The sequence below is a fragment of the Arthrobacter sp. YN genome (assembly GCF_002224285.1).
Classification (GTDB): domain Bacteria; phylum Actinomycetota; class Actinomycetes; order Actinomycetales; family Micrococcaceae; genus Arthrobacter.
On sequence record NZ_CP022436.1, the window covers coordinates 1125739 to 1149626 of the forward strand.

General features: G+C 63.2%; 21 protein-coding genes, 1 pseudogene and 2 riboswitches. Of the genes and pseudogenes, 13 read left to right on the top strand and 9 right to left on the bottom strand.

All coding sequences use genetic code 11. From position 1 onward, the window contains the following. Window positions 1–5: 5 nt before the first annotated feature. The gene (locus CGK93_RS05230) at window positions 6–221 is read right to left on the bottom strand and encodes a hypothetical protein (protein WP_089593905.1); all 216 of its coding nucleotides are present in this window, start codon (window positions 219–221) and stop codon (window positions 6–8) included. Between the two features lie 249 nt (window positions 222–470). On the opposite strand from CGK93_RS05230, the gene CGK93_RS05235 reads away from it, so the two are divergent. From CGK93_RS05235 to CGK93_RS05245, 3 genes are read left to right on the top strand one after another with little or no spacing between them, the layout of a single operon-like run. Beyond that, on the top strand, window positions 471–854 hold the full coding sequence (locus CGK93_RS05235; protein WP_089593906.1) for a cold-shock protein: 384 nt from the start codon (window positions 471–473) through the stop codon (window positions 852–854). 8 nt (window positions 855–862) lie between these two features. Continuing rightward, window positions 863–1492 carry a DUF3027 domain-containing protein gene (locus CGK93_RS05240; protein ID WP_089593907.1) on the top strand — a complete coding sequence of 210 codons (630 nt, stop codon included), beginning with the start codon at window positions 863–865 and terminating at the stop codon, window positions 1490–1492. A gap of 43 nt (window positions 1493–1535) precedes the next feature. Further along, entirely contained in the window at window positions 1536–2849 is a 1314-nt protein-coding gene (locus CGK93_RS05245; RefSeq protein ID WP_089593908.1) for an MFS transporter, read from the top strand. Between the two features lie 83 nt (window positions 2850–2932). On the opposite strand, the gene serC is transcribed toward CGK93_RS05245, so the two are convergent. Then, window positions 2933–4063: a phosphoserine transaminase gene (gene serC, locus CGK93_RS05250; protein WP_089593909.1), complete on the bottom strand. Its 1131-nt coding sequence runs from the start codon at window positions 4061–4063 to the stop codon at window positions 2933–2935. Between the two features lie 292 nt (window positions 4064–4355). Here serC and CGK93_RS05255 point away from each other — a divergent pair, with 292 nt between their 5' ends. From CGK93_RS05255 to CGK93_RS05300, 10 genes are all read left to right on the top strand, one after another. Next, window positions 4356–5051, top strand: a complete 696-nt coding sequence (locus CGK93_RS05255) for a metal-dependent transcriptional regulator (protein ID WP_089593910.1) — start codon at window positions 4356–4358, stop codon at window positions 5049–5051. A 211-nt stretch (window positions 5052–5262) separates the two neighbouring features. Beyond that, window positions 5263–5477: riboswitch (cyclic di-AMP (ydaO/yuaA leader) on the top strand. 4 nt (window positions 5478–5481) lie between these two features. Continuing rightward, a complete protein-coding gene (locus CGK93_RS05260; RefSeq protein WP_089593911.1) occupies window positions 5482–6312 on the top strand; it encodes a M23 family metallopeptidase in 831 nt (276 codons plus the stop codon). Between the two features lie 146 nt (window positions 6313–6458). Then, a riboswitch (cyclic di-AMP (ydaO/yuaA leader) is annotated at window positions 6459–6619 on the top strand. Window positions 6620–6623: 4 nt separating this feature from the next. Beyond that, window positions 6624–7370, top strand: a complete 747-nt coding sequence (locus CGK93_RS05265; RefSeq protein WP_269768474.1) for a C40 family peptidase — start codon at window positions 6624–6626, stop codon at window positions 7368–7370. 99 nt (window positions 7371–7469) lie between these two features. Next, window positions 7470–8243, top strand: coding sequence for an NlpC/P60 family protein (locus CGK93_RS05270; RefSeq protein WP_089593913.1), 774 nt, complete (start codon window positions 7470–7472; stop codon window positions 8241–8243). A 254-nt stretch (window positions 8244–8497) separates the two neighbouring features. Further along, window positions 8498–8998, top strand: a complete 501-nt coding sequence (locus CGK93_RS05275; protein WP_024819811.1) for an HNH endonuclease — start codon at window positions 8498–8500, stop codon at window positions 8996–8998. A gap of 42 nt (window positions 8999–9040) precedes the next feature. Then, entirely contained in the window at window positions 9041–9946 is a 906-nt protein-coding gene (locus CGK93_RS05280; protein WP_089593914.1) for an NTP transferase domain-containing protein, read from the top strand. After that, on the top strand, window positions 9943–11301 hold the full coding sequence (locus CGK93_RS05285; RefSeq protein ID WP_089593915.1) for a molybdopterin molybdotransferase MoeA: 1359 nt from the start codon (window positions 9943–9945) through the stop codon (window positions 11299–11301). Before CGK93_RS05280 ends, CGK93_RS05285 begins: the two co-directional genes overlap by 4 nt. 65 nt (window positions 11302–11366) lie before the next feature. After that, window positions 11367–13673 carry an FdhF/YdeP family oxidoreductase gene (locus tag CGK93_RS05290; RefSeq protein WP_089593916.1) on the top strand — a complete coding sequence of 769 codons (2307 nt, stop codon included), beginning with the start codon at window positions 11367–11369 and terminating at the stop codon, window positions 13671–13673. A 1-nt stretch (window position 13674) separates the two neighbouring features. Further along, on the top strand, window positions 13675–14586 hold the full coding sequence (gene fdhD, locus CGK93_RS05295; protein WP_089593917.1) for a formate dehydrogenase accessory sulfurtransferase FdhD: 912 nt from the start codon (window positions 13675–13677) through the stop codon (window positions 14584–14586). A gap of 124 nt (window positions 14587–14710) precedes the next feature. Beyond that, window positions 14711–17740, top strand: coding sequence for an alpha-mannosidase (locus tag CGK93_RS05300; RefSeq protein WP_089593918.1), 3030 nt, complete (start codon window positions 14711–14713; stop codon window positions 17738–17740). 83 nt (window positions 17741–17823) lie between these two features. On the opposite strand, the gene CGK93_RS05305 is transcribed toward CGK93_RS05300, so the two are convergent. The 7 genes and pseudogenes from CGK93_RS05305 to CGK93_RS05335 form a co-directional block, all read right to left on the bottom strand. Next, the gene (locus CGK93_RS05305; protein ID WP_232481549.1) at window positions 17824–18882 is read right to left on the bottom strand and encodes a hypothetical protein; all 1059 of its coding nucleotides are present in this window, start codon (window positions 18880–18882) and stop codon (window positions 17824–17826) included. 3 nt (window positions 18883–18885) lie between these two features. Continuing rightward, window positions 18886–19794: a hypothetical protein gene (locus CGK93_RS05310; protein ID WP_089593919.1), complete on the bottom strand. Its 909-nt coding sequence runs from the start codon at window positions 19792–19794 to the stop codon at window positions 18886–18888. 14 nt (window positions 19795–19808) lie between these two features. Continuing rightward, window positions 19809–20603, bottom strand: coding sequence for an amino acid ABC transporter ATP-binding protein (locus CGK93_RS05315; protein WP_089593920.1), 795 nt, complete (start codon window positions 20601–20603; stop codon window positions 19809–19811). Continuing rightward, window positions 20590–21248: pseudogene (locus tag CGK93_RS05320) on the bottom strand (amino acid ABC transporter permease). The gene CGK93_RS05315 and the pseudogene CGK93_RS05320 overlap by 14 nt, the downstream one beginning before the upstream one ends. After that, window positions 21249–22064: an amino acid ABC transporter substrate-binding protein gene (locus CGK93_RS05325; protein WP_089593921.1), complete on the bottom strand. Its 816-nt coding sequence runs from the start codon at window positions 22062–22064 to the stop codon at window positions 21249–21251. 239 nt (window positions 22065–22303) lie between these two features. Next, window positions 22304–23011 carry a hypothetical protein gene (locus tag CGK93_RS05330; RefSeq protein WP_089593922.1) on the bottom strand — a complete coding sequence of 236 codons (708 nt, stop codon included), beginning with the start codon at window positions 23009–23011 and terminating at the stop codon, window positions 22304–22306. Continuing rightward, window positions 23008–23730 (bottom strand): hypothetical protein, encoded by a 723-nt coding sequence (locus CGK93_RS05335; RefSeq protein WP_089593923.1) that lies wholly within the window; start codon window positions 23728–23730, stop codon window positions 23008–23010. Before CGK93_RS05335 ends, CGK93_RS05330 begins: the two co-directional genes overlap by 4 nt. Between the last annotated feature and the right edge of the window lie 158 nt (window positions 23731–23888).

Consider the following 23888-nt stretch of genomic DNA (forward strand, 5'->3'; position numbering starts at 1 on the left):
GGCGGTTATTGCCGGCGGCGCTGGCGGACAGCGTCCAACACCAGGACCACTGCCAGCATGAAGGCTACGGGCAAGCCGTAAAGGGCAGTCCACGTAATCCACGCCGGGGCCGCTCCGCTGTTGTAAGCGATCACCATGACGGCGCCGACGGCGGCCAACGAGGCCACCGCAATCACTGCGGCGATGATCATGAGGGGGCGGCGGTAACCCGGGGAAGTCATGTCATCAACGCTAGCAGCAGCGCCGGAACGGGAGGTATTGCTGCGTCACTGCCGCCCTTTGGGTGCCGCTCCTGCCCTCTGTGATCGCGGCGTGATCGCGGCAAGGCGGGAATAGCGGGCCGGGCAGGATAACCTTGAAGGAACAGACCAACACGGACCGGGCTGTCACCCTCGATCCCGCAGAACCCTGCGGATGCGGTGTTTGGCCCGACGTGTCTCCCACAGCAAGAAACGAAGAAGGTTGATTACGTGCCTACCGGCAAGGTCAAGTGGTATGACAAGGAAAAAGGCTTTGGATTCCTCGCGGCTGAGGACGGCCAGGAAGTTTTCCTGCCCAAGACGTCCCTGCCTGCGGGCGTAACGGAGCTCAAAGCTGGAACCCGGGTGGAGTTCGGCGTAGCCGACGGCCGCCGCGGAGCACAGGCGCTGGGGTTGCGCGTCCTGGAAAAGACGCCTTCCCTTGCCAAGGCCAAGCGGATGAACGCCAAGGACCTCGCCCCCATGGTGCAGGACCTGGTGACGGTTCTGGACAACCTTTCCGGCTCGTTGTCCTCCGGCAAGTACCCGGACGGTAACAAGGCCAAGGCCATCAGCCTGGCGCTGCGCAAGGTTGCCGACGAGCTGGAAGCCTAGGACCGGCCATGACATCGGAATCCGCACAGGAAACAAAGGCCGGAAGGGACGCCCAGGCAAACCCTGCAGCCGGCCCTGACGATGCCCGGGCTCCTGGCATCGGGGAAGCCCCCGCGCGGAAGCCGGTTGCGGACAAGCCGCGCGCCGGTTTGCCCGTGTGGCGCACCGGCAAGCCGGACGCCTTCCTCGCTGCCGCCGTCGAGGTTGCCCGTGAGGCAGTGGAGGGCATTGCCAACCCTGGCGAAATCGGGGCGCACCTCGGTGCCAAGTCGGAGGGTGACCGTGTGGTGACCCACCTGTTTGAATCCAGGCTTGCCGGCTACGGCGGATGGCAGTGGTACGCAGTGGTGACCCGCAACTCGCGGTCCAAGATCGTCACTGTGAGCGAACTTGGCCTGCTGCCCTCCGAGGACTCCATCCTGGCGCCCGAATGGGTTCCGTGGGCCAAGCGTGTCCGCCCTGAGGACGAGACTCCGTTGGTGGAGGAAACCGTGGAGGACGTCACGGAAGAGTCCGTGCAGGCGGATGAAGACGAGGCGACTGGGCCCGCTGAGGATGCCGAGGACGCGGACGGGTCCGACGATCCCGACGAGTCTGACGATCCTGAAGATGACCACGACGAAACCGGGGCTGAATAAGCATTGCGGAAACCCGGGGTGACCAGAGTAGGGGCGGACGCTGATGTCCACCTTTAGGTCACTCGGAATCCTCAACTACCGCATCTGGTTCTTCGGTGCCCTGATCTCCAACGTCGGCACGTGGATGCAACGCACCGCGCAGGACTGGTTGGTCTTTGACCACCTGACCGCGCACGACGCCGGAGCCATGGGTATTACCTTGGCCCTCCAACTGGGTCCCCAACTGTTCCTTGCCCCTTGGGCCGGACTGCTGGCCGACCGCTACAGCCGGCGGAAACTGCTCCTCATCACCTTGGTAGCCATGGCGCTCCTGAGTACGGGCCTGGGCATCCTGGTGCTGCTGGGGGTGGCTGAACTGTGGCATGTCTATGTCTTCGCGTTGCTGCTGGGCATTGTGACGGCCTTGGACGCTCCCGTCCGCCAGACTTTCGTCTCCGAGCTGGTTACCGACGAATACCTGCCCAACGCCGTGGCCCTCAACAGTGCCTCCTTCAACGTGGCACGGATGATCGGACCGGCCGTCTCCGGCGTGCTGACGGTGGTGGTGGGTCCGGGCTGGGTGTTCCTCATCAACACTGTGTCGTTTGTTGCCATGCTCTGGGCGCTGAAGCTCATTCCGGCATCCTCGCTTCGAGTCCAGCCCCGGGCAGCCGCGGGTAAAGGGCGGATCCGTGAGGGCCTCCGCTACGTCCGCAACAGACCCGATATCCAGGTGGTCCTGGCAGCCGTCTTCATTGTGGGCACCTTTGGACTCAATTTTCCCCTCTTCATTGCCGCGATGGTGGGCACCCAGTTCGGAATGGACGCCGGCGCCTTTGGACTGCTGAATTCGGTCATGGCCATCGGATCCGTGACGGGTGCCCTGTTGGCTGCCCGACGTGGTCGGCCGCGCTTGCGGCTGATCTTCATTGCCGCCGGTGGATTCGGCGTCGCCAGCGCGTTGGCGGCGCTGGCCCCCAACGCGATGCTCTTCGGACTGGCCCTGGTTCCCTGTGGCCTGTTCGCCCTGACACTGATCACCAGCGCCAATGGCTACGTGCAGTCCACCACCGAGGCTGTCATGCGCGGGCGGGTCATGTCCTTGTATATGGCCATCTTCATGGGTGGCACCCCTATCGGAGCGCCGCTGGTGGGGTGGGTGGCCAACGTTGGCGGGCCGCGGTGGGCCGTGGGCGTTGCAGCGTTGGCCGGCGTCAGCGCCGCCGTCGTGGGCTTGGCCTGGATCATCCGTGCCAAGCAGCTGCGGCTGCGTTTCGACCGCCGTGCCCGTGGCCTGCGGCATTTCCGGGTGGAGTCGTTGCTGGCCCGTCCGGTCACCGACGAGGACGACGACGGCGGCCCGGGGCCGGTTCGGTAAGCGCGCCCTCGAGGGTGGCGGCGTTAAACGGCAGCGGCGCCGTCCGGAACTTTCCGAACGACGCCGACTGACAGCCTGGGGTGCTACTTCTTCAGTTCGCCCACCACGTAGTCGATGCTGGCAAGCAGGGCGGAAACGTCGTCGGGTTCAATGGCGACAAACGTCGCGATACGCAGCTGGTTGCGGCCGAGCTTGCGGTACGGCTCGGTGTCCACCACGCCGTTGGCGCGCAGGACCTTGGCGATGGCTGCGGCATCAATGGAGTCGTCGAAGTCGATGGTAGCGATGACGTTTGAGCGGTCTTCGGCGTTGGTGACGAACGGCGTCGCGTACTCCGAGGCTTCGGCCCAGGAGTAGATGCGGTTGGCCGAGTCCGCGGTGCGCTTGCTGGCGAAGTCCAGGCCACCGTTGCTGTTGAGCCACTGCACCTGGGCGTCCAAGGTGACCAAGGTGGTCAGGGAAGGCGTGTTGTACGTCTGGTTCAGCTTGGAGTTGTCGATGGCCGTCTGCAGGTCCAGAAAGTCCGGGATCCAGCGGCCGCTGGCCTTGATCCGTGCCGCACGCTCCAGGGCGGCGGGGGAGAAGAAGCCCAGCCAGAGACCACCGTCGGAGGCGAAGTTCTTCTGCGGGGCGAAGTAGTAGACGTCGGACTCGGCAACGTCGACATCCAGCCCGCCGGCAGCAGACGTGGCGTCCACAAGGATCAAGGAACCTTCGTCGGCCCCCTGGACCCGCTTTACCGGAGCGGCTACACCAGTGGAGGTCTCGTTCTGGGGCCAGGCGTAGACGTCAACGCCGGCTTCGGCCTGCGACACCGGGCGGGTGCCAGGCTCGGCCTTGATGATCGAGGAAGCGTCAAGGAACGGCGCCTTGTTGGTGGCAGCAGCGAACTTCGAACCGAACTCACCGAACGAGAGGTGCTGTGCTTTCTTCTCCACCAGGCCGAATGCGGCGACATCCCAGAAGGCCGTGGAACCGCCGACGCCGAGGACAACCTCATATCCTTCGGGCGCACGGAAGAACTGGCTGAGGCCCTCCCGGACCGAACCCACAAGGTTCTTGACCGGAGCCTGGCGGTGGGACGTGCCGAGGATGGTGGACGACGCGGCAGACAGGGCCTCGATCTGTTCCGGACGGACCTTGGACGGTCCTGCGCCGAAGCGTCCGTCCTTGGGAAGCAGATCGGCGGGAATGGTGATGCTGTTGTCGCTCACGTGTGGCTCCAATGGGTATCGGCTAGAGATGGGTCGTGGCAGGTGGCATCAACTGCCCCTTCGACACCCCAATTCTGCCTGACCCGGCGCGGAGGCAGGAACCTGTGGCCGTCATAGTCCGCCACGTGGAACGCCGGCCAACCATATGCGACCAAAATTATCCAGAGTAATTCCAAATAAGCTAGGCTGGTGGTTGGCGTTCATGGGGCGGCGGTGCACACCGTCCACCCGGCAAGGGACGCGGTACGGTGGAGATTACGCAAGAAACTGCGTTCGAGGAGAGCTGAGCTGGATGACGGATCTGATCGATACCACTGAGATGTATCTTCGGACCATTTTGGAGCTTGAAGAAGAGAACATTGTGGCTCTCAGGGCCCGCATCGCTGAGCGGCTGCGGCACTCCGGACCCACTGTTTCCCAGACCATCGGACGCATGGAGCGCGACGGCCTGGTGATTGTTTCAAACGACCGTCACCTGGAACTGACCGAGGTGGGGCGGAAGCGTGCCACCGAGGTCATGCGAAAGCACCGCCTCGCCGAGCGTCTTCTGGCTGATGTCATTGGCTTGGACTGGGCCTATGTCCACGACGAAGCCTGTCGCTGGGAACATGTGATGAGCGAGCGCGTGGAGCGCCGGCTGTACGAACTCCTGGAACACCCCACCGAATCCCCGTATGGCAACCCCATCCCGGGCCTCGAAGCCCTCGGTGGCCTTGCCAGCCAGCCGTTCCCCCGCCTCGACGTTAACCTCCTGCAGGCCATGGACGGCTATGCACCGAATTCCCGCGTGGCAGTCACCCGCCTGGCGGAGCCCATCCAGGTTGAGCCTGAACTCCTCACCCAGTTGGATGAGGGCGGCATCCGTCCCGGCGCCGCCGTCTCGCTGGAGCGTGTAGGTGAGTACATTTCCGTCCGGGTCCCCGGCATCGAGGGTGCCCTGGAACTTCCGCCCGAGGTTGCTGCGCACGTCTTCGTTTCCGTCGGCTGACGCACCCTTCCTTCGCGCGGTGTCATATCTCACTTTTGGGCTTCCGGCGCGCGTGTGACCTGCGGTTTTTCGGGATTAGTGATAAGGGGGCTGCCGCGCCACGCCCGTTCCTGTTGATAACGAATTTATTACTGCGGGCCTTAATCGCCTATAGTTATCTACTAGCGCTGATACCAAAGCGTTACCTGTTCCGGAGCCGAGCTCTGCCAGCGGAACAGGTGTGCCATCCACCACTGGCAGAGGCGGGGGAACCACAAGCGGCTGTCTAAAGAAGCAGCCTTGGGGTGAAGTCCGCAGCAGAAGTGCCCATTGTCGCAAGTCCCTCTTGGGATACCTGTGTGCCGTGAGCGCTTCGTGCGGACCGGGTCTTTGAACTCTCTGACCCGAATCCGACAGCTAACTTCGCAGGCTTTTTAGAGAGGAACAGAGTTTGACAACGCAGAACGTCAGGGGTCGCCGCCGCGCGTCCGGCCCCGCTGCTGAGCTGCGGCCAGCCCGCGTCGTATCGGAGATCCGGCCACGCGACACCGAACGCCAGGTGCGTCGCCGTAAGAGCCCGTTGCGCCAGGTTGCCGACTTCGCCGCAGCCAGTGGCGTCGGGCAAAAGGCCGGAGTTGCGCTTGCCGCCACCGGACTTGCCCTGACTGTCGGTCTGCCGGCCACCAGCCCGGTTATGGCCACCTCGGAATCCGGCCAGACCGAATCGGCCCTGGCCGTCACCGGTGGCAGCCAGCCCGAGGTTTCCGCCGCTGCATCAGCCAAGATCGACTTCAGCCGTGCCGCGGTAGCTACCGCCGCTGACCCCGACGGCAAGCTGAAGCAATTGCTCAGTGCGCAGTCCGCCGACAGCATCCAGCGTGCCTCGTCCACAGGCACCATGGCCAGCCCCCTGGATACCCTGACCACGGCTTCCCCGTTCGGCTACCGCATCAGCCCCCTCACGGGTGGTTCCGGTGACTTCCACCGCGGCCAGGACTTCGTTGCCCAGTGCGGCACCGCCGTCCACGCCGCGGCCAGTGGCAAGGTCACCTTTGCCGGATGGCACGAGTATGGCGGAGGCAACCGCGTGGTGGTAGACCACGGCAACGGCCTCGAGACCACGTACAACCACCTGTCGTCCTTCACCGTCAAAGTAGGCCAGACGGTCAGCCGCGGCGATACTGTTGCGCTGAGCGGCACCACGGGCGCCTCCACCGGCTGCCACCTCCACTTTGAAGTACAGGTCAACGGTGAAGTCGTTGACCCCATGGGCTGGCTTTAAGTCCAGTTGATGGTTGTCTCTCGCATTCGTGACACACCCCGTGACCTGAATGTGACATTCGCGTTCAACTGTTGTACCGTACAAAGCGCATCGGCTTTTTAGGGGGCCGGTGCACTTGAGTGGATTGCCTAGCTCTGCCACCACTCGAGGTCCGTTCGCATAAATCGTCTGGCAGGGGCGGGGGAACCACTTCTGGTCTTCGCAAGAAGGCCTTGGGGTTAAGTCGCAAAGCTTCCTTGAAGCAGCGTGGCCGGATGACTCCCATCCGAATCCGACAGCTCACCTCGCAGGCATTGGGAGAGGCTACCTTCGTGTCATCACGCACTACCCCTGCGCGCCACCGCGCCGAATCGGTTCGTACGAACCCTTTGAACACGCTTTCCAAGGCTGTTTCATCCAACGCCGGTACCGTTGGCCGCCAGGCCGTCGTCCTGGCAGCCGCCTCAGGCCTCGTCCTCAGCGTCGGTCTTCCGGCCCAGGCAGCGGACACCGACGTTTCCAAGTCGGAAGCCTCCAGCACCCAGCAGATGGTCACCACTGCGGTAGTCACCGCAGAGCCCACCGCCACCGTTTCCTTCGAAAGTCCTGTAGTGGCCACCAAGGAAGCTCCCAAGGTTGTCCAGCGCGCTTCGCAGACCACCCAGCGCACCGCGGCCAATGGCAACCAGACCACCGCAGGCGCTGTGACCGCGAAGTCGTCCGAAGCCAAGGACGCTGCTTCCAGCGCCGCCGCTTCCGGCCTCGCCGCGATCGCCTACACCGGAATCGGCCACCCGTACGTCTGGGGCGGCACCACGCCCAACGGATGGGACTGCTCCGGCTTCACCCAGTGGGTCTACGCCCAGGCCGGCATCAGCATCCCCCGCGTTAATGCCTGGACGGCCATGAAGCCCACCAGCACTCCTGCCCCCGGTGACCTGGTCATGCAGAACGGCGGAGCACACGTAGGCATCTACGTTGGCAACGGCATGATGATCAGCGCTTTGAACCCGGGACAGGGCACGCTCCTTCACTCGGCTGCCTCCACGGGCACGTCCTCCTTCTTTACCCTCCGCTAGAAACAATCCGGTTCGGGGCTCGCCAGCATGCCCCCAAGTGCTGGCGCGCCAATGAGCCGCGTGTACCCCAACTACACGCGGATACGAAAAGAGAAAACCATGACCAGTGCATCCAAGGTTGCACGGCATCGCGCTGAGGCCCCCAAGACCAGCTCGCTTGCCGTGATCGCCAAGGCCGTCAGTGAAAACGCCGGCGGCGTAGGCCGCCAGGCGGCTGTTATTGCCGCAGCTTCAGGCCTGGTTCTGACCGGCAGTGTTGCTGCCAACGCGGCCGACACCACCGTGGACCGTGAGTCCACCTCGACGTCCACCCTTGACGTCCAGTCGGTAGTCCAGGCCACCATCGCTGCGGATTCCACCGTTGCCATCTCCTACGAGCGCCCCGTGGTCACCACGGTGCAGGCTCCTGCTCCTGTAGAGAAGAAGGCTCCTGCGAAGGCAGAAACCAAGAAGGCAGCAGAGAACACGGCAACTGCAGGCAACGCCACGCTGGCCGTCAACACCGCGGCTCCTGAGGCCAAGGCTCCGGCCGCTGCCAGTGGCCTTGGTGCTGCAATCGCCGCTGCCGCCTACGCACAGCTCGGCGTCACCCAGGACTGCACCATGCTGGTAACCAACTCCCTGGCAGCAGTTGGCATCAACTTCCACGACTGGCCGGCCGGCTACCTCTCCCTCGGGCGCACGGTCAGCGCAGCGGAAGCGAAGCCCGGCGACCTCGCCTACTACGCCAACGGCGGTCTGGCCGGACAGGCCCACATCGCTGTATACGTCGGCAACGGCCAGGCAGTCCACGGTGGATGGAACGGATCCACCACGGCACTGTTCAGCGTCAACGTCGGCTCAGGCCCGGTTTTCATCCGCGTCAACGGCTGATCCAGCTTTTAGTTTTTGGCAGCAACACCCCGCAGGCTCCGGCCGGCGGGGTGTTCTGCTTTTAAAGAACGGATTCGGCTCCAGAGCCCTTAACCTCGCATGAACTCTTGACGACACTGCACGGGAAACGACGCAAAAATTCGTTGATACGGCATTTGAGTGCTTACCCTTATCTTGTCGATCCACAGCCCGTACAAGCAGAGGGCAGCCGGCCCTCGTGCCCCTGACGGGTGCGGCCGTGAAGAGGTACGTGCATGCGCACACTCGTTCTGAATGCTGGATATGAACCGCTGGCGGTAATAACATTCCGCCGGGCGCTGGTCCTTGTGTTGACTGGGAAAGCTAGCGTAGTGGCCGAAGGCGACGAGCCTGTCGTCGGGCCACAGGAGATTCTCGGACGCCCCTCCGTGATCCTCCTCAACCGCTACATCCGTCCCCGGTACAACAGGATTACCGCCGTGAGCCGACGAGGGGTCCTTCGCCGCGACGGCCATCGCTGCGCCTACTGCGGGAAAACAGCCCACACCATAGACCACGTCCACCCCAAATCCAGGGGCGGCGCGGATTCCTGGGAAAACCTGGTTGCGGCGTGTTTGAAATGCAACAACGCCAAGAGCGACCACACGCTGGCTGAAATGGGTTGGAAACTCCGTTTCACGCCCGGGGTGCCCCAGGGAACCATGTGGCAGATCAAAGAACTCGAGAAACCTGCGCCGGACTGGGACCCGTTCCTGTTGCCGGAATCCGCTGCCTGATCGATTTCTGCCGAACTCCGGCCGCCCCGGTAATCTGGGCGGATGGAGTTCAATGCCGTGATTCTGGCGGGTGGCAGGGCCACCCGCCTCGGTGGCGTGCCCAAGCCATCGTTGACATACGACGGCGAGACGCTCCTGTCGCGTGCCCTGCAGGCGGCCCGGGGTGCGTCAGCTGTGGTGGTGGTAGGTCCTGATGCTTCAGGATGGGTCGGGGAGCCGTTGCCGGACGGGGTGCTGCAGGCACGGGAGGAACCGGCATTTGCGGGTCCGGCCGCTGCTATTGCTGCTGGGTTGGTTGCGCTGAAGGGCAGCGGCGGGGGCGCTCCGTGGACTTTGATTCTCGCCTGCGACATGCCGCATGCTTCCTCCGGAGTTTCCCATCTATGGGAAGCGCTGGCAGCGCACCCTGAAGCGGAGGGTGCCATGGCCGTTTCCGTGGACGGACGGAAACAACCGCTCCTGGGGGCCTACAACACCGAAGCCCTGGGCCGCGAAGTGGACGTAGCTTCCCAAGGTTCCGGGTTAACGGACTCTTCAGTGTTCCGCCTGCTTGCTAGGCTGAACCTGCTGGACGTTGGCGTCCCCGCAGGCTCCACGGATGACGTGGATACATGGGAGGACGCTGCGGCCCTGGGCATTGACTACAAGTTGGAGGCGGACGTGAAGAGCCAGGAAGAGACGCTCGAGGAATGGTGCCGCACACTGCTGCAGGCATTCGAGCTTGAAGGCGTTGAAGTGGACGTCAATGAAGTGCTCGCCGTTGCCGGAGCGGCCGCTCATTCAGTGGTGCGCCCCGCTGCGCCCTTGACCACCTTCATTGCCGGCTACGCGGCAGGCATGGCCCGCGGCATCGGCCAGGCAAGCGATGATGCGTCCATGAACGCAGCCTTGGAACTGGCCCGCAAAGTTGCCAAGGAGTACTCGGAGTCCGAGGCTGACGCCGAATGACGGAGGCCCCCGCAGAGGGCCATCACGCGGCACACACCTGGCAAGACGCCCGGCAGCGCGCGTTCGATTGTGCCGCTCCCATCCCTCCGGGGCCTGTGCCGCTCAGGTCAGCCCTCGGCCGTACCCTCGCTGCCGATGCCCTGGCAGTGCAGGATATGCCGCACTACGCTTCCTCAGCCATGGACGGCTGGGCCGTCAACGGAAGCGGTCCGTGGATCCTCAGCGAACCGGGCCAGAGGCTTGCCCCCCACCAGGCAAGTCCCATCGTGACCGGTGGGCTGATTCCGCCGGGTGCCAAGGCAGTACTTCGCAGCGAGAGCGGCGTCATGACCACCGACGACGACGGCCTTCCGGTCCTTGCGTTGGGCGGAACCGCCAAACCCGGAGAACCCCGCAACGGCCAGCACATCCGCAAAGCCGCAGAAGAGGCGGCGGAGGGGGAAGTCCTGATCAAAGCAGGCACCGTGCTCAATCCGGCCCACATCGCTTTGGCTGCGCTGGCCGGCCTGGACCAGTTGGAGGTCCTCGGCAAGCCGCTGGTCAGGTTTCTGCTGACCGGTTCCGAGGTTGTGGCAAAAGGGGTTCCCATGCCCGGACAGGTGCGCGATACATTCGGCCCGCAACTGGGCGCTGTGGTGGAGCTACTGGGTGGCATTGCAGGAGAGCAGCTCAGGGTGGGCGACAACTACGAGGAGTGGATTTCCGCCCTCCAGGACACCGAGCCGGCCCTGGACGACCTCACAGCGGACGACCCTTACCAAGAAGCTGACCCCCCGGCGGACGTCGTCATCACTACCGGCGGGACCGGTCGCTCGGGGACTGACCATTTCAGACGGGCCGTGGCTGAACTTGGCGGCCGGCTGTTGATCGACGGCATTGCCATGCGCCCTGGTCATCCTGCCGTGCTGGCTGAACTGCCCGATGGCCGTTTTGTGCTGGGCCTGCCGGGAAATCCACTGGCCGCGATGATGGCCCTGATGACGGTGGGTGCTCCGTTGCTGGCTGCCTTGGGTCGTCGGCAGCTGGACGGGGTAGGCGAAGTTCCTTGCGGCGCCATGATCGACGCGGATCCCGGCCGGACCCGCCTGATGCCGTTCAAGCTGGTCTATGGCCTGGCGTCGCCGGCGCAGCACACGGGGCCTGGGATGATGCGGGGCTTGGCCGGCGCGGACGGGATCATGGTGGTTCCACCCCACGGAATCCAGTTGGGCGAGCTGGTCCCGGCGTTTGCCTTGCCGTGGGGCAAACCGTTGCCCGAACCAAAGTCCGCGGACGACAAACCCCGCAAGGCCCCGGCGCGGCAGGCAAAGAAGGCTCCCTCCGGCCCGGTGGACTGGAGCGCGCTGGACGCTTGAGCGCTGGACTCCGGAGCACTGCAGCGAACCAGGTAAGGGTGCTAACAAAGTGCAATGATGGACTCATGAACAGGCATGCTCCCGAACAGGACATCAATGAAGATGACCTGCAAATCCACCCGCCCAAACAAGCCGCTGCCGGCCTCAAAGCTGTCACGGTGGCCCTTGAACGAGGTTACGCCCAGGCCGGAGTAGCCCGCACGGTCCGTTCCATGCTCAGGGTCAACCAGCACGACGGCTTCGATTGCCCGGGATGTGCCTGGCCCGAATCCATCACCGGCAGGCGCAGCCCCGCCGAGTTCTGCGAGAACGGCGCCAAGGCGATTGCCGAGGAGAGCACCACCCGCACTGTGGGCGCGGAATTCTGGGCGAAACACTCCCTGGCCGACCTCGAAGACAAGACCGAATACTGGTTGGGGAGCCAGGGAAGATTGTCCGAGCCCGTGGTCATCAAGCCCGGGGACACGCATTATTCGCCCATCAGCTGGACCGAGGCCTTTGCCCTGATCGGCGAGCACATCAACGCCACCACGCCGGATAAATGCGTTTTCTACACCTCCGGCCGGACGGCCAACGAGACCGCCTTCATGTATCAGTTGTTCGCCCGGAGCCTGGGCACCAACAACCTGCCCGACTGCTCCAACATGTGCCATGAATCCTCCGGCAGCGCACTGAATCCCACCATTGGAATCGGCAAGGGCACGGTCTCGCTGGAAGATATCCACCACGCCGAACTGGTCCTGGTGGTGGGCCAGAACCCGGGAACCAACCATCCCAGGATGCTGTCCGCACTGCGGGATTGCAAGAACAACGGCGGGAAGATCGTCGCCGTCAACCCGCTCCCCGAGGCCGGCCTGCTGAACTTCAAGGACCCGCAGTCCCTCAACGGCGTCATTGGCGGTGGCACCACCATCGCGGACGAATTCCTGCAGATCAAGGTCGGTGGCGACCTCGCGCTGTTCCAGGCGCTGGGCCACCTGCTCTTGGAGGAAGAGCAGCGCAACCCAGGCACCGTCGTCGACCATTCCTTTATTGCGGCGCAGACCGAAGGGTTCGCCGCGTACAAGGAAGCACGTTCGGTGCTGGACTGGGAAGAGACCGAGCGGGCAACCGGGCTGACGCGTGCAGAGATTACCAAGGCCGCGGAAATGATGGCCGCGTCCAAGGCCACCATCATCTGTTGGGCCCTGGGACTGACCCAGCAGCCGCACTCGGTGGATACCTTGCGGGAGATCATCAACCTGCTGCTGCTCCAAGGGAACTTCGGCAAGCGTGGCGCCGGAGCCTGCCCCGTCCGTGGACACTCCAATGTGCAGGGCGACCGCACCATGGGGATCTGGGAGAAACCCAAGGAGTCGTTCCTTGCTGCGTTGGACAAGGAATTCGGCTTCCACATGCCGCGCGACCACGGCTATGACTCCGTGGAGACCCAACATGCCCTGGAAAAGGGCGAAGTGGATGTTTTCGTCTCCATGGGTGGGAACTTCGCTGCGGCCGGCTCGGACACGGCAGCCTTGGAGGAGGGGTTGAAGAGGGCAGGGCTGACGGTCCACATCTCCACCAAACCCAACCGTGCCCATGTGGTCCACGGCAAGACCTCCCTGATCCTGCCCACCCTGGGCCGGACGGACACCGACGACAAACACCCCAAGGGCAAGCAGTTCCTGTCCGTGGAAGACTCCATGTCCGTCATCCACAAGACGCAGGGGAGGTTGGAGCCGGTCTCTGAGCACCTCCTGAGTGAGCCGGTGATCGTAGCCCGGATGGCGCAGGCCACCCTGGGTGATGACCACAGCGTGGACTGGCGGTCCATGGCCGAGGATTACGACGTGATCCGGGACCACATCTCCAGGGTCATTCCGGGCTTTGAGGACTTCAACGCCCGGGTTCGGACCAAGAACGGCTTCGTGCTGCCCAACCCGCCCCGGGACACGCGGACCTTCGCCACGGATATCGGCAAGGGACGTTTCTCCGTTCGGCCGCTTGAGTACCTTGAAGCACCGCCGGGCCACTTGATCCTCCAGACCGTCCGCAGCCACGACCAGTACAACACCACGTTCTACGGTTTGGATGACCGGTATCGCGGCGTCTCGGAGGGTCGGCGGGTCATCCTGGTCCACCCGGATGACCTGAAGGAACTGGGCTTCGAGGACCGGGACCTGGTGGATGTCATCTCCACCTTCGCGGGAACGGAACGGCGTGCCAACAAGTTCCGGCTCATCGGATACCCCACGGCCAAGGGCTGTGCCGCGGCGTACTTCCCGGAGGCCAACGCCCTGGTCCACCGCGAACTGGTGGCCAGGGAATCCAACACCCCCGGTTACAAGGCCATGACGGTGCACTTCGTCAAGCATGGGGAGAACGGAGCCTGATATGGGACGCGTGACCCAGCGCCGCAAGGTGCATAAGTTTGTCCTGGACGGCTCCCCGCAAGCGCTGGAGCATCCTGTCCGATATAAGGAAGACGTCCTGGCAGTGGAGGAGCCCCTGGAGATCCGCTTGGGGGAGATGTCTTTCTCCGTGACCATGCGGACCCCCGGGGATGACTTCGACCTCGTGGCGGGATTCCTCGTCTCGGAAGGCATCATCTGGGAGCCCGCCCAACTGATCTCCGAGCGATTCTGCGCGGGGGAGAACGAAGACGGTGTGCAGACCTTCAACGTGGTGGACGCCCAACTCCGGCCTGACGTGGTGCGGCCCGATACCGGCCGGAACGTCTACACCTCCAGTTCCTGTGGAATCTGCGGCACGGACTCCATCGAGGCTGTCCGCAAGTCCTCCCATCACAGTCCGCGCGAGGACAACGTCACAGTCCCGGTCCGGGCGCTCGCAGCCTTGCCGGACCGTCTCCGGGAGGCGCAAGCGGTCTTCGACAAAACGGGCGGTGTGCACGCTGCCGGACTTTTCCGGATTCACGACGACGGAACCACCGAGCTGCTCTGCCTGCGGGAAGATGTTGGCAGGCACAACGCGGTGGACAAGGTAGTGGGCTGGGCTTTGCGGGCGGGCATGCTGCCGCTTAGTGGGACAGTCCTCCAGGTCTCCGGAAGGGCGTCCTTTGAACTGGTACAGAAGGCTGCCATGGCGGGTATTCCCGTACTGTCCGCGGTCAGCGCACCTTCAAGCCTCGCAGCCGAACTGGCAGAAGAAACGGGGATTACGCTGGCAGGGTTCAGCCGTGGGCACAGCCTCAACGTCTACGCCGGGCGGGACAGAATCCTGGCAGAACCGGTCCCAGCAGACGCGCAGTCCGTAGGGGATAGCCGTCAATCACTTGGCTATTAGGCTGGAACAAAGTAGATTTTATCCATCGATTGGAAGCGCGGCGAACCCATAATCGCCGTCCGTACCTGCACCCTTGGTGCGTGTACCAAGCGTGAAATTCAGCTAAAGCCCAAAGGGGAATTAATTGCACGACGACCGCCGGATCACTGAACAGCGCCTCGATCGATTCGTTCGGGAACGCATTCTTCCGGCCATTTACGGCAGAGCCATACCGTTGCAGCTCAGCAGCTGGGATGTTCCGGGTGAGCCCGTGCCGGCGGCAGAGGCCGTGCGTCAGCTCTTCACCCCGCAGGAGCACGGCGCCCCGTGGGGAAAGGCCTGGAGCACCAAGTGGCTCCACCTGCAGGGTGAAGTCCCGCAGGACTGGGGCATGGCTGAATCCACGTCAGTGGAAATCATTGTGGACCTCGGCTTCAACAGCGACGTTCCCGGGTTCCAGTGCGAAGGCACTGCCTGGCGCGCCGACGGCAGCATCATCAAGGCGATCTCGCCCCGGAACTATCACGTTCCAGTCAAGCTGCTTGGCGGCGGACACTCCGTGGATTTCTATGTTGAAGCGGCAGCGAACCCGGACGTTGCCCAAGGGTGGTCGTTTGCTCCCACTCCGCTGGGAGACAAAGCTACGTCCGGCGACGAGCCCCGGTACCGCCTGGGCCGCATCGCCATGGCGGAGCTGAACGAGACAGTGTGGGAACTCAACCAGGACATCTGGACGCTGAGCGGACTCATGCATGAACTTCCCATGGAACTTCCCCGCCGCCATGAAATCCTGCGGGCGCTGGAACGGATGCTGGACATCATGGACCCGGACGACGTCGCCGGAACTGCGGTGGCCGGTCGCGAAGCGCTGGAGGAAGTGCTGGGCAGGCCCGCCTATGCCTCTGCCCACCAGCTCCTGGCTACGGGCCATGCCCACATCGACTCCGCATGGTTGTGGCCCGTCCGCGAGACCATCCGTAAATGTGCCCGGACGTTCTCCAACGTGGTGGCACTCATGGACGAGGATCCTGACTTTGTGTTCTCCTGCTCCTCGGCCCAGCAGATGGCGTGGATCAAGGAGTACTTCCCTGAGCTCTTTGTCCGGATCCGGGAGAAGGTCAAAGCCGGTCAGTTCATTCCTGTGGGCGGCATGTGGGTGGAATCGGACACCAACATGCCCGGTGGCGAGGCCATGGCCCGCCAGTTTGTGGAGGGCAAGAGCTTCTTCCTGAAGGAATTCGACGTCGAATGCCAGGAGGCCTGGCTGCCGGACTCTTTCGGCTACTCCGGTGCCATCCCGCAGATCGTGAAGGAGGCCGGTTCCCGTTGGTTCCTGACACAGAAGATTTCCTGGAACAAGGTCAACCGGATGCCCCACCACACCTTCACCTGGGAGGGCATTGACGGAACCCGGCTGTTCACGCATTTCCCGCCGGTGGATACGTACAACGCTGAACTGCACGGCCGCGAACTGGCTCACGCGGAACGCAATTACCGCGACCACGGCCGCGGAACCATGTCCCTGGTGCCGTTCGGCTACGGCGACGGCGGTGGCGGACCTACACGCGAAATGGTGGCCGCTGCGCACCGCACTGCAGACCTTGAAGGTTCGCCAAAGGTCCGAATGGGCACTGCCAAGGACTTCTTCACCAAGGCCGAGGCGGAGTACACCAACCTGCCGGTCTGGGTGGGCGAGATGTACCTGGAAATGCACCGCGGAACCTACACCAGCCAAGCCAAGACCAAGCTTGGGAACCGCCGCAGCGAACATCTGCTGCGCGAGGCCGAATTGTGGTGCTCTACCGCCGCCGTCCGTCTCGGTGCGGACTACACATATCCCCAGGCCGAGCTGAAGCGGCTCTGGCAGCTGGTGCTCCTGCAGCAGTTCCACGACATCCTGCCGGGCAGCTCCATCGCTTGGGTCCACCAGGACGCCGAGCGCAACTATGAGGCCATTTCCCGTGACCTTGAGGCCATCATCCGCCATGCCGCCCAGGCTCTGGTGGGGACTGGCAGCACGAGCTACCTGCTCAACGCAGCCCCGCATACGCGCAGCGGCGTGCCGGCTCTGGCAATAGCCGAAGCCGATGGACCCGGCGCCGGTGTCAAGGTGGAGGAATCCGGCGACGGCTTCGTGCTGGATAACGGCATCATTCGTGCAGTCCTGGACGGGAACGGCTTGCTGACCTCCTTGGTGGACCATGCCGGCGGCCGCGACGCGATAGCCCCCGGGCAGTCCGGCAACCTGCTGGAGCTCTTCCGGGACACCCCCAACGAATGGGACGCGTGGGACATCGAAGAGTTCTATCGCCGGAACGTCACCCAGCTGGCCCAAGCGGACACCATCGACCTCCAGCGCACGCCGGTTGGCGCCGTCGTGGTGGTCCAACGGAAGGTGGGCGCCTCCACCATCACCCAGCGCATCACGCTCGACGCCGGTGCCAAGTCCCTGGGGATCGCCACCACGGTGGACTGGCAGGAACGCGAAAAGATGCTGAAGATCGCGTTCCCGCTGGACGTGAGGGCGGATCGTTCGGCGTCCGAGACGCAGTTCGGCCACGTCTTCCGCCCGACCCACACCAACACGTCCTGGGAAGCTGCAAAGTTCGAAATTTGCGCGCACCGCTGGATCCATGTGGCCGAGCCAGGCTATGGGGTGGCGGTCAGCAACTCCTCCAGCTACGGACACGACGTCACCAGGGCGGTCCGCACCGATGGCGGAACCACGACGACGGTCCGCACCTCGCTGCTGCGCTCGGCCCGGTTCCCGGACCCTGAAGCAGACAGGGGAGAGCACACCTTGGAGGTTTCCATCAGGCCCGGCGCTGAAATCGCCGATGCCGTGGAAGAGGGCTACCGCACCAACCTGCAGCCACGGTTCGTGACCGGTGGGCACTCCGTAGAGCCACTGGTTTCGGTCTCGAACCCGGCCATTGTGGTGGAAGCCGTGAAACTGGCCGAGGACGGATCGGGCGACGTGATCGTCCGGCTCTACGAATCGTTGGGGGAGCGCTCGTCTGCCACGGTAAGGCCCGGATTTGAGGTAGTGGGTGCCACTGCCACCGACCTGCTGGAACGCGTTGCAGAGGCGCCTGGAGTGACTGTGGGGGAACGCTCGGAGGTGGAGCTGGTGCTGAGGCCGTTCCAACTGGTGACCCTGCGCTTCACACGCTGACCCAGGAACACAGCAGAACGCCGACGGCTTTGCACGGGAACTCCTGCAAAGCCGTCGGCGTTCTGTGTTGGTGCCGGGGGTGGTTATTCGACCAGTTCGACGTCCACTGCGTCTTTCAGAATCTGGACCCGCAGGGGGATCACGGAGTCGTAGCTCTTGATTTCTGCCGCGATTTTCTTCGTGAAGACTTCCTCCACCAGGACAGGCATGTCCTTGACGCCTGACAGGTACCGCTTGGCTGCAAAGTCGAACTCTGACCTATTGGTCCTGATCCGGGCGTTGAGGGCCTTGGCCTCATCGGCAATCTTGAACAATTCCTCCTCAGAGGCGTTGCGCGCGGTCGCTTCATCTGTCTTCTGGACCATTTGGTCCTTGAGCTTCACAAATTCGTTGTAGTTCTCTTCAGACTTGGCTGTGATCTCAGCGTTGGATTCGAGCTGCGACACCCGGTTGTCAAAGGTACGGGCAAACTCGACGTAGGCCACGTTCTTGGATTGTTTGAGCTGGCCGGCTGCTTCGCGGCAAGGGGCTGCGGCCTGACCCAGCAAGGTTTGGCGTTCCCGAAGGGTTGCGGCCTTGGAACCGACAAACAGGCCGTTGCAGCCCGCCCCGTCCGCCCTGAAAAGACCTTCAAACTGCGGGTATGACTCCACCAGGCCCTCCATGTGGTCAATGAAGCCCAGATAGGACTCTTCGAGTTGTCCCACGGCGACACCGATTCCGTCCTCACCGGAATCATGGCCGGACTTTACCTTCGCCATCGCTGCCCGGGCTGCGTCCGCGGCCTGCTGGAACCCGTCCCGTTCCTTCGCGGAGTTCTTCTCCGCCTCCTCCTGTGGGGCTGGGGCGTTCCGTGCTTTCTTATACGCGGCGAGGTAGGCATTGGCTGCGGGTTGAAGCTTGCCCCGTGCGTCCACCAAGGCAGTGAGGTTGTCGTCCTTCAGAAGCTGCAGGTTTTCCTTGCGTTGCTGCGCGGAGAATTGCGTCACGGCCACCACCGCCCCCACCGCAACGATCAACAGGACAACAGCACAGGAGATCAGGATCAGTGCAAGTCTGCGCTTCCTGGGGGCGGGCTGCTGGCTGGGAGTGGGTTCTGGCATGGGTTCGGGCTGCTGCGTGGGGTCGGGTTGAATCGTCATGGCCTAGTTCCCGTCCTTGCCGGCAGCATCAAACTGGTCAGTGCGTTTCTTGAGAGCACTTTCAAACGCCTTGTTGGAGTCATTGGCGTTGGTGACCAGCTGGTTGTACTTCTCCTTCGCGGAGCTCTCATACGTGTTTTCGGCCTTGGCCAAAGCATCATTGATGTCCAGCATGGCCAGGCCTGCCAGAGTGCGCTTGGCGAGCCGCTCAAACTCGTCCTTGGCGTCCAGGACTTCCTGCTGCTTATCCCGTTGTCCACGGATGATGCCTTCCACGGAGGTCAGCAATTCGGTTGTTTCAGCATCAGTGTTGCCTTTGGCTGTGGCGATAGCGGCGAGGCAGGCATCGGCCCCTTTGACGTAGTCTTCGGAATACGCCTCGGCGCCAACGTTCAAGGTTGAGTGCAACGGTGCACAGGGACCCCCGACGGACTGGGTGATGTTTGCCGTGTTGATCACCAATTGGTCGTTGTAGGAGATCACAGCACCGTAGTGCTCCTTGAAGCTGTTGAAGGCCTCGCTGATGTCCTGTTCCTTCACTGCCTCGGAGGAGCCCATCCGCTCCAGCCGGTCCACGTTGGTCCGCGACTCGCGCTTCAAGCGTTCACCGTCGCGGTTGAGGACCTGGTCCTTTTCCTGTTGCTCCGCGTTCTCGGACATGACGCTTGAGTAGCGGAGTGAAAACTGGTTGAACAGCGGGTCGTAGAGGTTCATCGAGTTGTCCAGTATTGCCCGTTCCTTGTCCAAGCGGACCACGTCTGCACGCTGAACGCCTGCCGGGCGGGAGAGGGCAAACCACGTGCCAAGCCCTCCAGCCACAACAGCGACGGCAACAACTGCGGCGATGATGATGGCACGCCGGGACTTCCTGCGGCCCGGTTCGTCTGCTGTATCCAAAGTCTTTTCCCCCATTTTCCTTGAGTCTCCTAGACGTCGTGCTGGAGCCGTTTCACAAAAAGCTTGGTCCGTTCCTGCGTGGGCGCACGCAGGACCTCGGCAGCAGGGCCCCGTTCCACCACCACACCGCCGTCCATGAAGATGACCTCGTCCGCCACGTGCTGGGCAAAGGCGAGCTCGTGGGTCACGATCACCATGGTCCAGCCTTCCTCGGCGAGTTCCTTGATGACACCCAGGACTTCGCCCACCAGTTCGGGGTCCAACGCAGAGGTGGGTTCGTCGAACAGCAGCAGCTGGGGCTTGAGCGCCAGCGCCCTGACGATGCCTACGCGTTGCTGCTGGCCGCCGGAGAGTTCAAAGGGGTAGGCGTCGCGTTTATCTGCCAGGCCCACGCGTTCCAAGAGCCGTTCCGCCTCCGCGATGGCTTCGGCCCGTGGCCTCTTCTGGACCTGGATGGGGCCCTCGGTGATGTTCTTCAGGACCGTCATGTGCGGGAACAGGTTGTAGTGCTGGAAGACCATGGCGCTGCGGTCACGCAGGGCGGCCAGGTCCTTCTTGCCAACCTTCGCGCCGAAGTCGATGGCGAGTTCCCCGCCGCCGTCGCTGTCTCCGAAGGTGACCGTGCCGCCGTCGGGAATTTCAAGGCCGTTAAGCGATCGCAGGACGGTGGTCTTCCCGGAACCCGATGGCCCGATCAGGGCCACCACCTGACCGCGGCGGATATCGACGTCGATGTCGCGCAACACCACGTTGCTGCCGAACGCCTTGGCAAGGTTCCGGGCCTTCAGGACTGACGCGGACTGTGACTCGTTAGTGGGCGACATAGCGGTCCAATCTCCTCTCCACAGCGGACTGCGCGGTGGAAAGGACCAGGCAAATGACCCAGTACACCAAGGCTGCCTGCAGGTACAGGGCCATGAACTCCTGGCTGAAAGCAGCGATCTGCTGGGCATTGCGGAACAGTTCGGTCACCAGGATCAAGGACGCCAGCGAGGTGTCCTTCACCAGCGATATGAAGGTATTGGACAACGGGGGAACGGATACCCGGGCTGCCTGGGGAGGATGATGCGCACCAGTGTCTGCGGTCTGGACATGCCGATGGTGTGGCCGGCTTCCCATTGGCCCTTGGGCACGGACAGGATGGCTGCCCGGATGATCTCGGCGGCGTAACCGCCCACGTTCAACGAGAAGGCGATGATGGCACTCGGCCAGGGATCAAGCCGGATGCCAATGCTGGGGAGGCCGAAGAAAATCACGAACAGCTGTACCAGCAGGGGCGTGCCACGGATGACGGAGACATAGAACCGGCCGATTCCGGACAGCAGCCAGTTGGGACTCAGCCTCATCAGGGCCACCACCAGGGCGAGCACCAGGCCGAAGGCGAAAGAGGCGAGCGTCAGCGGAATGGTCCCCGTGACGGCGCCGGTGATGAGCGGGCCGAAGGAACTCCAGATGAGGTCCCAGTTCATCTATTTGGTGACGTCCGCGCCGAAGTACTTTTCGGAGATCTTTGCCATGGTTCCGTCTGCCTGGAGGTCGGCCAGGGCCTTATCCACGGCCGCCGTGAGTTCCGTTGAACCCTTGCGGAAGACGAACGCGCTTTCCGTCTTGTCCGGTGCCTCCGCAGCAACCTTCAGGCCCGAGTCCGGCGTGTTCTTGGCGTAGTCCAGGTAGGTCAATTTGTCATTCACCGTCGCGTCCACGCGGCCCTGCTGGACCAGCGTGGCGGACTGTGCCCACCCTTCCACTGCCTGCACATTGGCGCCGGCTTCCACGGCCATCTTGTAGAAGTTGCTGGTCAGCGACTGGGCAGTGGTCTTGCCCTTGAGGTCCGCGAAGCTGTTGATGCCGGTGTTGTCCGACTTGGTTACTACAACGCCTGTGGAGATGGTGTACGGGGTGGAGAACTCGTACTTGGCCTTGCGTTCGTCATTGATGGAAATCTGGTTGGCAATGGTGTCGAAACGCTTGGAGTCCAGGCCGGCGAAGATGCCATCGAACTGCGTTTCCTGGAACGTTGCCTTCACGCCGAGCTTTCCGGCCACAGCCTGGGCGATCTCGACATCGAAACCTGTGAGGTCCCCGGCGCCTTCTGCGTGGAAGCTGAAGGGACGGTACGTGCCCTCGGTGGCGATGACCAACTCACCCTTGGACTTGACGTCCGAAAGGGAGGTGTCTCCGCCTGACTGGGCGGGAGTCGAACCCCCACCGCACGCTGTAAGCACAAGGGCGGCCGAGGCCAGAGTGGCGGCAATGACTGAGCGGCGGGTGCGAAGGCTGTTCATGGAGCCATCTTAGCCATCGTAAGGAGCCTCGCTGGGTGTGGGACCGCTGATGCCCGCAACAGGGGCGTTAAAAAGGCTGAGTGGGGGCGGTCCCCAACAGCCCGCCACCACTCATCCCCCCAATTGTGATCGCAAGGGCGCCACATCCACCGGAAACCCGTTCTCTGATTCCGGTGTCAGGCTGCAACCGTGTTCACACATTCATGATTGTGCCACGATCTAATGCTTTTGTGAAAGTCTTACGCTGCGAGACGTTGTTTTCTTCGTGAATAGGCCTTGGAGAACCAGATTCCGGCCAGGCCAATGCACGTGGACATGGCTGCCGAGTAGTTGATGAGCACCCTCAACCACGCCTCCGAAAAGGGGATCAACGGGAAAAATTGGGACAGCAGGAGCAAGCTCAGTCCCAGGAGCAGCAACGCCGAAGCAACCCGGAGCAGCACAGGGGCTGCGCTCACCACTGTCCGCCAGATCGCGGGCACCAGGCAGGCCGCAACGAAGCCCGGGTAGAAGCGCCCCATGAACGCATAGGCTTCAAGGGACGGCCCCCACGTCAGTCCGCTCATGCCCGCTGAGGACCCTCGCGTATCCGTGATGACGAAAAAGTAGACGGTAAGGACTGCCACGATGGCCCCGACAGAAAGACCAACGGGACCCCGGATGGCACGCACGGCAGACGGCGAACCGAACGCGGTGGCGATCTTGATGCCCATGAGGAAGAACGTGGCATACAGGAGGAAGCGCAGGATCAGGTTGCCGACGTTGATTCCGCCAAGCCAGCCGTCAAGGACCAGGTAAGGCGCTTCGATGCTGATGAAAATGCTCAACGAGATCAGGGAGAAGATGTAGAACACCACACGGTTCTCGCCCCGCAATGCGCTGGGGATGCGTGCAACCGTGACGGCCAGGCATACAACCAGCGTCACCCAAGGCAGGACAGCCGTCATCCGAGGTTCTCCCAAATTCGTTCGGTACGTTCGTGGTCTTGTTCCTGGCGCTTCAAGGTCTTGCCCAGCGCCAGGAGCCGTTCGCCGGCCAGGGTAACCAGCGAGCTTTGGGTCATTCGGTCCAGGGCTTCCCGGCGGGCATACGGTGGCCACCCGGCCTCGGCCTCAGTGATCAGCCCGCCAGCCACCAGTCCTCCGGCAGGTCCGACGCCGGCAGCCCGGGAAGTGGCGATGGCCAGTTCCGGCGGCAGCCTGTTGGCCGTCAGATGGGCCGAGAAGTTCTGCGGCGCAATCCCGGTAGCTTCGCTGACCCGGTGCCGCAACTCGCCGTCGTCGATCGCGTCTACCCAGTTCCGCACCGACGTCGGGTGCGGAGGTTCAGAAAGCAGGGCCGCGCGGGCCTGGCTTGGCTCACTGCGTTCCACCACTGCCCGCAGCAGATCGATCGTGGCCACCTGGCTGACAAGTTCGCAGGGCGTCGGCGGCACCGGGCCACCCCTGAGATCGGCGTAAAGGTCGAACGTGGACAGGGCCTGCACCGGATCCACTTGGAATCCGCGGCTGATGCTCACCAGCGTGGACTCGGCAACCTTTCCACGGACCAGTTGCTGGGCCAGCGTTGTCCGTTTGATGCCGGCGATCCTGCAGACATCAGCCGTGCTGGCATCGGGCGCGACGCCGTGAAGCCAGCGCTGGAACGCCTTGGATGGTAAGGGCATGGGGAACTTTCCGGGACGGGTCGCGGGGCAGGACATGAGAAAGCCGTAAGTGGGAGTACGAAACGATTTTACGCCGACGCCACATTGAATTATGCTTGATGCTTGAACCCGTTGGTCCGTACACCCCCCAAGTCCGGACCAACGGGTTTTTCCATGCC